Genomic DNA, 9,168 nt, shown 5'->3' with positions numbered 1-9,168 from the left:
GTGCGGGTGGAGGCCGAGGTCGGGTCCGGGATGAATGGGTCACGGGCGAAGGTACGCCGGCTGCTGGCCGATCCGAAGGTGACCGCTGTGGTGGTCGAGCACCGGGATCGGTTGGGGCGGATGAACACTGAACTGGTGGAGGCGGCGCTTTCGGCGCACGGTCGCCGGCTGGCGGTGCTCGATGACGGTGAGGTGGACGACGATCTGGTGCGCGACATGGTGGAGGGTGCTGACCTCGTTTTGCGCGCGACTTTATGGTCGCCGCAGTGCTCGAAACCGTGCGCTCAAGGCGGTCGGCTGCGCCCAGCGTGATATTGGACCGGCCGCGCTTGTCGGTGGCCGGGTGGATGATGCGGCACATGAGTGACATGCCCGCCGCCGGATCGGTGAAGGTTGTCGTCAGTGCTGCACTGTCGGGCCGGTTCGAGAAGCGTTACGTCGTCGTCGACGCGGCGACCGGCGACATTGTGGATGACGCTCAGGGATACGGGTACAAGAGCGCGCAAAATGCCCACCGCGCGCACGCCTACAAGTCGATGCCGCCGAAGAAGAAGCGGCAACGCGATGCCGCCCGGCGACAGGTCCGACGCTGGTGTCGTGCGCACCCGGAATTCATGCAGCACGTCGAGAGCGCGATATTTTATGCGCTCAAAGACGGCCTGAACCTTACTGAGGCCGACGTGCGGGCGATGCTGGACCAGCACGGCCTGGAGTTGCCGTTCTCGGTGAACGACTTGATGCGGCATTGGAACTGGTGATGTGGCGTGGGTAAGCGGTTGCGTCGGATTGGTGAGCCGGTGGTGGCTGCTGGCCCGGCTGGTGTTCGGGTGCGCACCCGGCTGCACCTGAGCGAGGACGAGGCCGCGGCGCTGGGTGAGGTCGGCGCGTTGCTGGGTTCGGTGTATCGCCGCGAGCTCGCGTATCGGATCGGGTTGGGCCGCATAGACCGTAAGGCGCATGCAGTGTGGCGCGCGCAGCGTAAGCGGGCGGTCACAGCGGTGGCGTCGTCGCGGTGGGCCGGTGCGATCACCCGCGCCGTCGAAGACCAGTACCAGCTGGGCATGCGAGCCTTGTCCGCCGAGATCACCGATTTGCGGGCCGCGATCGGCGTACTGGAATCCCGGTGTGCGCTGCGCCCGGGTGAGGTCGCTGCCCCAGGCGATGCGGTTGGTGGTCCGCGCCGTCAGTCCCGCCGCCCGGTGCGTGGCTATGCCAGTGCCGGGCAGCGGTTCTCCAAGACCCGGCGCCTGGCCGCACTGCGCGGGCGTCTGGCTGACGCGCAGACAGCGTTCGACGCGGGCCAACCGTCGATCAGCGTGGGCGGTAACAGGTTGTGGCGCACCCGCCAGCATCTTGACGCCGCCGAGATGAGTGAGCAGCAGTGGCGGGACCGCTGGGACGCTGCCCGCATGTTCCTGACCGCCGATGGCGAATCGGGCAAGGCCGCGGGGAATGAGACGATCCGCGTCGAGGAGTCGGGCCGGTTGCGGATCAAAGTCCCTGCCGCCCTGGCAGATCGGTTCGGTACGCATCTGCACATCGCCACCCCAGTGGCGTTCGGCCACCGCGGCCAGGAATGGGCCGAGCGAGTGACCGGCCGGCGGGCGGTGCGTTACGACATCACCTTCGACCCGACGCGCGGCCGTTGGTATCTGGACGCCTCCTGGACCACCACGCCCGAACCGGCCCCCACGCTCGATGATCTGCGCGCCGGCCATGTCCTTGGTGTGGACCTCAACGCCGATCACCTCGCCGCCTGTGTCCTGGACTCCTCGGGGAACCCGGTCGGTGAACCCGTCACGATCGCTGTTCATACCGCTGGATTGCGGGCCTCGCGCCGCGACGGTCGAGTCCGCGCGGCGATCACGGCACTACTCAACCTCGCCGAGCGGCACCATTGCTGCGCGGTCGTGGTGGAGAACCTCGATTTCACCGATGCCCGCGCCACCGGACGCGAAACAATGGGCCGCGGAACCCGCGGGAAGGCGTTGCGGCGCACCGTCGCCGGAATCCCTACCCGACGTTTCCGCGACCGGCTCACCTCCATGGCCGCCCGCCGCGGCATCGCTGTGATCGGCGTGGATCCGGCCTACACCAGCACGTGGGGACGCCAGCACTGGCGAACGCCCTTACAACAGCAGACTTCCGACCCGGCCACTGTCACCGTGCATCACGGGGCGGCGGCCGCGATCGGCAGACGTGGCCTCGGCAAGCCGATCAGGCGTCGGCCAGCAGGACCCCGCACCCAACAGCGGATGCGTGCGGGCACTCCACCGGCCAGACCTGACCAGCCACCGGGAACCACACGACGGTGCCGCAGTTCTGGCTCACCGCCACGCCCACAACGACGACGAGGCATGCCGGTCCACCAGAGAACACCCACCGCCAGCGGCCAACACCGTTCGGGCCGCACAGGACTCACTCCTGCTCACTAACAAGGAACGGTCAGAGCCACCAGCGTTCCAGGACTCGCGCGACGCCGTCATCGGTGTTGGATGTGGTGACTTCGTTGGCCACCGCCAGCACGTCCGGATGCGCGTTGGCCATCGCTACGCCGTGCCCGGCGCGTACCAACATCGGCACATCGTTAGGCATGTCGCCGAACGCCACCACGTCGTCGAGCGAGATGCCCAACGGGCCGGTGATCTCCTCCACACCGCTGGCCTTGCTGATGCCGTGCGGCACGATTTCGATCAGCCCGTTGTTGGTTGAGTAGGTGATGTCTCCTTGTGGTCCAACATGTTCGGCTAATGCGGCGGCCATGTCGTCGCTGCGGGCGCCTGCTTTGCGGATCAGCAGCTTGATGGCGGGCGCGCTCAGCAGGTCCTCGATCGACACCTCGGTGTTGTCCGGGTTGAGCCAGGCATGCTCGTAACCAGGTGAACTGATGAACTGCGGTGTCGCCGTATCGTGGGCGGACAGCCCGATACGTTCTACGGCCAGCCCGACACCGGGGATGGCTCGCGTGGCGATCTCTGCTAGCTCGGCCAGTGCGTCGACGGGCAACGTGCGCGCGGACACCACCCGGTCGGTGGCTGAGTCATAGATGACAGCTCCGTTGGCGCACACCGCCATTGGTGCAAACCCGAGGTCGTCGACGAGAGGCTGCACCCAGCGCGGCGGGCGGCCGGTAGCCAGAATGAACGTGGCTCCGGCGGCGACAGCCGCGCGAACGGCGTTGCGGGTACGGGGCGTAATGGTCTGATGGTCACTGAGCAGGGTGCCGTCCACGTCGCTGGCGATGAGCGCCGGCAGCGTCATCGTGTCGATCCCGGTTCGCCACTGGCGAGCATCACTGCTTCCAGTCGGCTGGCCACGCCAGTTCGATGCACGACATCTGCCCCGTCGTCAGGCGCTGTGCCGTGCGTGTTCGATGGTGGTAGAGAAGCGCAACCGCCGTTGCGGCTTATCGGCGGTATCAGCGCGACCCTTGTTGGCGACCCGCTGGCGACGTCGGTATAACCACACTCGCGCACGCGCGGCTTGCCCTCGTTTCGCCCGTTCGGCGAGTTCTGCTTCGTCTAGCAACTTCGCTTCCTCGGGGGTGGGCGCTCCCCCGCCCAGCCGTCGCGGCACCCAATAAGCACCGGGTGGATGCGGGTAGGACTCTTGCGTCTCGTGTAGCAGCTTGGTCATCGCCTCACGCAGCACGGCAATGGTGTTTTCCACGGTGTCCATGGGAAATATCGGTGCCCCAATGTTGACGGTGATCGGGATTTTGCTGCGCCCCAGGTGCTTTGGATGATCTTTGGTCCAAATGCGCTGCGCGCCCCAGACGATGAGCGGAATGATCGGGACACCTGCCTCGTGGGCCATCCGGGCGGCACCGGTTTTGAAGTCCCGCAGTTCGAAGCTGCGGCTGATCGTGGCCTCTGGATGCACTCCAACCAGTTCTCCCTCACGCAGCCGCTGGATGGCTATCGCGTAGGCACCGGCTCCGGCGCTGCGGTCCACCGGAATGAGTTTGACGTGCTTGATCACAAAGTTGACGGAGCGCACCTGCTGCAGTTCGGCTTTGATCAGGAACCTGAGCCGGCGCGCGCGGCGCGTCGCGGCATACTCAGCGGGAACCCAGTCGACGTAGCTGGTGTGGTTCATCGCAACCACCGCGCCGCCGCGTTCGGGGATATTATCCTCGCCAATGAAAGTGATCTTGATTCCGTTGACCGCGATTGCGGCCTTGAGAATGATTTCGATCGTGCGAAATACCGGCTCAGCCATGCTCGTTATCCTTCCCCCCAGGCGAACCCGAGCCGGACTCGTGCGTTGCACGGCTGGCTGCCCGCGCCGCTGCTTCCTGCGCCTCCAACTGGGCGGCCTCGTCCAGTGAGGGGGCGCCGCCACCGAGCCGTCGCGGCACCCAGTACGCCCCGTGCGGGTGCGGATACTCCTGCTGCACCCGGTGCAGCAACGACGCCATCGCATCGCGAAGTGCGGTGGTGAGCTCGGCGGCGTCACCGTGAGCAGGCAGCACCGATCCTACCGCCACCGTGACTGGAATCCTTTTGTGTCCCAAGCTTTTCGGGTGGCCTTTGGTCCATACCCGTTGAGCGCCCCAGACAATCATAGGAACGATCGGAACCTGAGCTTCCAGGGCCATCCGGGCCGCGCCGGTCTTGAACTCCTTGAGTTCGAAGCTACGGCTGATGGTGGCCTCCGGCATGAGTCCCACCACCTCACCGTCGCGCAACCGTTGCACGGCAACCGCGTACGCCTCGGCGCCCGCCGCGCGATTGACGGGAATGGTCTCGGTGTGTCTGATCAGAAAATTGACCACCTTTACCTGCTGCATCTCGGCTTTGATCATGTACCGGATGCGCCGCCCCCGACGGTGTACCGCGAGACCGGCAAACAGCCAGTCGAGGTAGCTGGTGTGGTTGATCGCGACCACCGCGCCGCCGGTTCGGGGAATGTTTTCCAGGCCCTGGTAGGTGATCTGGCTGCCGAGGGCTTTGACCACTGCCTTGGCCGCGATCTCCAGCGTGCGGAAAACAGGCTCCATGCCCTCACTCCGGCGCACCGGCCGTATCCGGCCGGCGGGCCGCTTTAGCGGCGGCGCGCACCGCTGCGTCCTCCGCGTCCAGCCGGGCCGCCTCGACCAGTGAGGGGGCGCCGCCACCAAGTCGTTGCGGCACCCAGTACGCCCCGTCCAGGTGTGGATATTCCTGCTGTACCCGGTGCAGCACCAACGTCATCTCACCGCGCAGCGCGGTGGTGAGCTCGTCGACTTCGCCTTCCGGCGGCAGCACAGAGCCAGCCGCAACGACAATCGGAATATTGTTGTGCCCCAAGTGCTTGGGGTGATGTGGTGTCCATATCCGCTGGGCGCCCCAGACGATTAGGGGAACGATTGGGACCTTTGCTTCCAGCGCCATCCGAGCCGCTCCCGTCTTGAACTCCATGAGTTCAAAGCTCCGGCTGATCCTGGCCTCCGGCATCACGCCCACTACCTCGCCGTCCCGTAACCGCTCTACGCCGACCTTGTACGCCTCGGCTCCCGCCTCACGGTCGACAGGAATCGTATTCGTGTGGTTGATGAGGTAGTTGACCACCTTTACCTGCTGCATCTCGGCCTTGATCATGAACCGGATGCGGCGGCCGCGATGATGCACCGCAAGAGCCGCAAACAGCCAATCAACAAAGCTTGTGTGGTTTATCGCGAGCACTGCGCCACCGGTTTCGGGAATGTTATGCAGCCCCTCGTAGGTGATCTGGGTACCGAGCGCTTTGACAACGACCTTGGCTGCGATTTCCAGGGTGCGAAAAACGGGTTCCATGCGGTCACTCAGGCGCGCCCGGCGGAATTCGAGCGCAGGTGAGCTGCCTTCGCGGCCGCCCGCCGGCTGGCTTCTTCAGCGTCCAGTCGGGCGGCCTCGGCCAACGTCGGTGCGCCACCACCAAGCCGGTGCGGCACCCAAAACTCGCCCGGCGGATGCGGCCCGTAGGATTCCTGCACTCGCTCCAGCAGATGCTGCATGCGCGAATGCAGCAGCGCGGTTAATTCCGGCGCGGGCAGCGTGGGCTGGATCGGTTCCCCGACCGCCACGGCGATCGGGACCTTCGGGCGATAAAGCTTTTTCGGATGGCCTTTGGTCCAGATCCGCTGGGCTCCCCAGACGATGTGCGGGATGATCGGCACGCCCGCCGCAATCGCCATCCGGGCGGCTCCGGACTTGAGCTCCTTGATCTCGAAGCTGCGGCTAATCGTCGCCTCCGGGTAGACGCCCACCAGTTCGCCGGCCTTGAGCATCTCGACGGCCTTGTCGAACGACGCAGCCCCGCTTTCGCGGTCCACCGGGATGTGCCGGCAGCCCCGCATGATCGGCCCAGAGACTTTGTGGTCGAACACTTCCTGCTTGGCCATAAACCGCACCTTGCGGCCGCGGCCCTGCTTGTAAGCGGGCAACCCCGCGAAGGTGAAGTCGAAGTAGCTGGTGTGGTTGATTGCGATGACGGCGCCGCCCGTGGCGGGTAGGTGCTCCACTCCGGTGACGGTGAAGCTGAGGCCCTGCAGCCGCCAGGTCAGACGCGCGAGCTGGATGATCGTCCCGTATACCGGTTCCACAAGGGTCCAGCCTAGTGGGGACCCGCACGGGCGCAGGCAAACGTCCGAATTGCACCGGGCGCCTCGCCCAGCCGTCGGACCGGCTTAACACGCTGCGGTTACCGGCAATAGGCACGCGATGATGCCGCTCGCCGACGACAGCAAATAGAGGTTGCCGACGCGCCTCTACCGGGCCTAAGTTCGGCGGCTGCGCGTTGGCGGTAGCGCGAATCCGCTCTTTTTGGCGTTGAGTGACGATACGATCGCGCCGACAGCCGGAGGTGCGGACAAACGGGCGGGGCGGATGAAACTCGGGCAGGTCTTTGACCCGCGGAATAATGCACTGAACGCGTTCCGGCTCGCGCTGGCGGCCTCGGTGATCCTCTATCACTCCTTCCCCCTCACTGGCCGCCAAGTGTCGTCCCCGCCGGTTCGGCAGCTTCTTTCCTCAATAGGGGTTGACGGGTTCTTTGCACTTTCAGGATTCCTCATCACCGCAAGTTGGCTCAGCCACCCGCGAGTTCGTGACTATCTGCTTGCTCGAGCCCTTCGCATCCTCCCTGGGCTCTATGTCTGCCTGGTGGTGACCGCGTTTGTCATCGCGCCAATCGGAGTGGTGATTCAGGGTGGCTCGGCCGCAAAGCTGCTGCAGTCCACCGGGCCGATCCAGTACGTCTTGGAAAACAGCGCAGTGGCGTATGTTCATCCGGATGTCGGCGGAACACCGCGTGGAGTCCCTGTACCGGGCAGCTGGGACGGTCCGCTGTATACCCTCATCTGGGAGGTGATGTGCTACCTCGCTGTTGCTGGTCTTGGCGTAGTGGGACTTGCCCGTCGCCGGTGGCTTCCCGCAGTGACGTTGGTGCTGGCCGTTTTTGGGGCCATGTTATTGCCGCCTATTGTCATGCCCGGGGTATGGACAATCCAGCAGCTTGCGGTGCGCTTCGCCATTATGTTCTCGGCTGGAGCGCTCCTGTATCACTTGCGAGACGTGATTCCGGCTCGGTGGTCGCTGGTGGCGGTGAGCGTGGTCATCGTTTTAGCGGCCGGCTTGCTGCCTGATTACCGGGTGGTCGCCGCCGTTCCGCTGGCGTATGCCGTCATCGTTTCGGGCGCCCTGATCCACAACAGGCGCTTGAGATTACGGACGGATCTGTCATACGGCGTCTACATCTACGGATTTCCGGTTCAGCAGTTGCTGATCATCTGTGGCCTAATCAAGCTGAATCCGTTGGTGTTCTTTGTCCCTTCGACAATCGCCACGCTGCCGCTGGCCGCGCTGAGCTGGTTCATGGTGGAAAAGCGCGCGATGTCTCTGAAAGCTCGTCTCAAGCGCAGGTGGGCTGCCACCGCCCTGCCCGAAACCGTCGGCGACCGTGATGCCATGGCAGCAGAACTTGTCGCTGATCAACCGACACCGGGGGTCCCGGATCCTACCTAGATGCGGTCGCGGATCCGTTAAGGAGCGAGGAGACTTCGCCTTGCGGCGAATCGCAGGCCGAATCTCTCGCAGTCGCGCGCATCCAATGTTTCTGCGCGGCCAGGCAATTCGGTCACGGTCGCCAATCGAGCTTGTCCGCCGCATCGCATCACCATCCGTAAGCTAGGAATTGTATCCCCAGAAACTATGGCGCAGAATGGTTTTCAGCATCCTTTTGACTCCGACAAGTACGCTCGGGATAGCCGACGGTAGTTTCAGCCGGAATATGTAAGCGGTTCCTCCAGACGAGACTGTGCAATCGGGTCACGTCGCCGTGAATGACGCTGGGAGCAGGGCCGAGACGGCTACAGATCGTTGGCCGAGCTTGCTGCGCGAACTTTGTCTGCCGAGCCGGCATAACTGCCCAACTGCCGACTCAAGCTTCTGACAGAAGGCGCGTCGAATAGGGTGCGCACTGCAACGTCGATGTCGAAGGTTTCGTTTATCGCGGCGATCGCTCGCATCGCGGAAAGCGAATCCCCGCCCAGGTCGAAAAACGACTCGTCGACCCCGACACGGTTTAAACCCAGCACTTGGCCGTAGATATCGGCAAGGATTTGCTCGAGCAGGTTAGCCGGGGCGCGATAACCGTCACCGGTGTCGTGGTATTCCGGTGCCGACACCGACGTGGTCGTCGGCTGGCTCAACACCGCGCGGTGACCGATCTCATCGAGCCGGGCGTGCTCGGTGTCATCGAGCAGATCCATCGATGAGAGCGGCCGGGTGGGGTCGGCAGTCATGGCCACCAACACCCGCTTGTACCGCTCCATCAGCGTTTCGATGCTGGCAAGGTCGAAAACATCCGTGCGAAATTGCACGCGAAGGTCCAATTCGCGGCCCGGCACGGCTTGGACGGTAAGCGGGTAATGGTAATAGTCGCGAACGGCGAGCTGGGTGAGGTCCAAGCCGTCGACGTTCGACAACCCGGCGCCGTCGATGGGGTAGTTCTCGTACACGAAAACGGTGTCGAACAATGTTTGTTGGCCAGTAATGCGGTGTATCTCGGATAGCGCCAGGTGCTGGTGCTCAAATATGTCGTTGTGGGTGGCTTGTAGCAGGGCCAGCAGGTCTGTGGTGGTAGTTGCCGGCGTGATGTTTGCTCGCACCGGCACCGTGTTGATCAACAGGCCCACCATCGATTCCG

General features: G+C 64.3%; 9 protein-coding genes and 1 pseudogene. 4 read left to right on the top strand and 6 right to left on the bottom strand.

From position 1 onward, the window contains the following. The 3 genes and pseudogenes from ACFE99_RS18550 to ACFE99_RS18540 form a co-directional block, all read left to right on the top strand. Positions 1–367 (top strand): annotated as a pseudogene (locus tag ACFE99_RS18550) (IS607 family transposase); the annotation flags it as partial. Beyond that, a complete protein-coding gene (locus ACFE99_RS18545; protein ID WP_375487821.1) occupies positions 360–758 on the top strand; it encodes a hypothetical protein in 399 nt (132 codons plus the stop codon). The pseudogene ACFE99_RS18550 and the gene ACFE99_RS18545, both read left to right, overlap by 8 nt. A 42-nt stretch (positions 759–800) precedes the next feature. Beyond that, positions 801–2,435 carry a hypothetical protein gene (locus ACFE99_RS18540; protein WP_375487819.1) on the top strand — a complete coding sequence of 545 codons (1,635 nt, stop codon included), beginning with the start codon at positions 801–803 and terminating at the stop codon, positions 2,433–2,435. A gap of 10 nt (positions 2,436–2,445) precedes the next feature. Here ACFE99_RS18540 and ACFE99_RS18535 read toward each other — a convergent pair whose 3' ends face one another. The 5 genes from ACFE99_RS18535 to ACFE99_RS18515 form a co-directional block, all read right to left on the bottom strand. After that, positions 2,446–3,261, bottom strand: coding sequence for an HAD family hydrolase (locus ACFE99_RS18535; RefSeq protein ID WP_375487817.1), 816 nt, complete (start codon positions 3,259–3,261; stop codon positions 2,446–2,448). An 87-nt stretch (positions 3,262–3,348) separates the two neighbouring features. Continuing rightward, on the bottom strand, positions 3,349–4,221 hold the full coding sequence (locus ACFE99_RS18530) for a lysophospholipid acyltransferase family protein (RefSeq protein ID WP_375487815.1): 873 nt from the start codon (positions 4,219–4,221) through the stop codon (positions 3,349–3,351). Then, a complete protein-coding gene (locus ACFE99_RS18525) occupies positions 4,214–5,002 on the bottom strand; it encodes a lysophospholipid acyltransferase family protein (protein WP_375487813.1) in 789 nt (262 codons plus the stop codon). Before ACFE99_RS18525 ends, ACFE99_RS18530 begins: the two co-directional genes overlap by 8 nt. Before the next feature lie 4 nt (positions 5,003–5,006). Next, the gene (locus ACFE99_RS18520; RefSeq protein ID WP_375487811.1) at positions 5,007–5,777 is read right to left on the bottom strand and encodes a lysophospholipid acyltransferase family protein; all 771 of its coding nucleotides are present in this window, start codon (positions 5,775–5,777) and stop codon (positions 5,007–5,009) included. An 8-nt stretch (positions 5,778–5,785) separates the two neighbouring features. Beyond that, positions 5,786–6,565: a lysophospholipid acyltransferase family protein gene (locus ACFE99_RS18515; RefSeq protein WP_375487809.1), complete on the bottom strand. Its 780-nt coding sequence runs from the start codon at positions 6,563–6,565 to the stop codon at positions 5,786–5,788. 283 nt (positions 6,566–6,848) lie between these two features. Here ACFE99_RS18515 and ACFE99_RS18510 point away from each other — a divergent pair, with 283 nt between their 5' ends. Then, a complete protein-coding gene (locus ACFE99_RS18510) occupies positions 6,849–7,985 on the top strand; it encodes an acyltransferase family protein (protein ID WP_375487807.1) in 1,137 nt (378 codons plus the stop codon). A 344-nt stretch (positions 7,986–8,329) separates the two neighbouring features. Here the strand turns inward: ACFE99_RS18510 and ACFE99_RS18505 are convergent. Further along, on the bottom strand, positions 8,330–9,168 hold an 839-nt coding region (locus ACFE99_RS18505), incomplete at its 5' end, for a condensation domain-containing protein (RefSeq protein WP_375487805.1).

Source organism: uncultured Mycobacterium sp. (assembly GCF_964249325.1).
Classification (GTDB): domain Bacteria; phylum Actinomycetota; class Actinomycetes; order Mycobacteriales; family Mycobacteriaceae; genus Mycobacterium.
The sequence above is the reverse complement of the archived record's forward strand: the minus strand, read 5'-3'. Positions and strand labels throughout refer to the sequence as shown.